Below are 598 nucleotides of genomic sequence, written 5' to 3'. Positions count from 1 at the left end.
GTCGAGGGTGAGCCCCTACCGCCTGGTCCGCGTGGACGCCGCCCGGCGTGTCACCGACCCGGTGAACGTTCATGGACAGCCCACTAGTCACTCAGGCGGCCCGCGTCCGGGCAGTTGTGGCTACCCGTAGATGATCAGTTCCAGCAGCGAGCCGTCCGGGTCGCGGAAGTAGATGCTCATGCCCCGGCCACGCCCGCCTGTGCGGACCACCGGACCTTGCTCCACCGGCACCTGCTGGCGGTCGAGGTGGGCCATGGCGTCGTCGACGGTGCCGGGCCACACGAAGCAGAGATCGCTGCCGCCCGGTGCCACCGGGGGGCTCGCCACCAGCGTGCCGGGTTCCGAACCTGGCCCGTGGACGTTGAGTTGCTGGTCGCCGAACCGGTACGCGACGCGACCGTCGGGGTGGTCGATGACGTCCGCTCCCAGGACGTCCCGATAGAAGTTCGTCGATCGCTCCCAGTCGCTCACCGCTATCACGCAGTGGTCGAGTCTGACCTTGATCTCCGCCATCTACGTAATGTAACGGCAGCCAGGCGTGCCTCAGTGGATCAGGAGGCGGTGGCGGGCTTCTTGGTGGGATCGGCCGAGGCGGCCC

The 598-nt window shown here is 68.4% G+C and carries 1 protein-coding gene; it reads right to left on the bottom strand.

Annotated features, from left to right (window positions below):
- Positions 1-120 precede the first annotated feature (120 nt).
- A complete protein-coding gene (locus tag C1I95_RS34350; protein ID WP_111220281.1) occupies positions 121-513 on the bottom strand; it encodes a VOC family protein in 393 nt (130 codons plus the stop codon).
- Positions 514-598: the final 85 nt, after the last annotated feature.

This window comes from Micromonospora craterilacus (assembly GCF_003236315.1).
Classification (GTDB): domain Bacteria; phylum Actinomycetota; class Actinomycetes; order Mycobacteriales; family Micromonosporaceae; genus Micromonospora; species Micromonospora craterilacus.
The sequence above is the reverse complement of the archived record's forward strand: the minus strand, read 5'-3'. Positions and strand labels throughout refer to the sequence as shown.

What these genes read in the sequence shown, in the direction of transcription:
- C1I95_RS34350 (WP_111220281.1), bottom strand. Translation starts at nt 513, where the DNA reads ATGGCGGAGATCAAGGTCAGACTCGACCACTGCGTGATAGCGGTGAGC.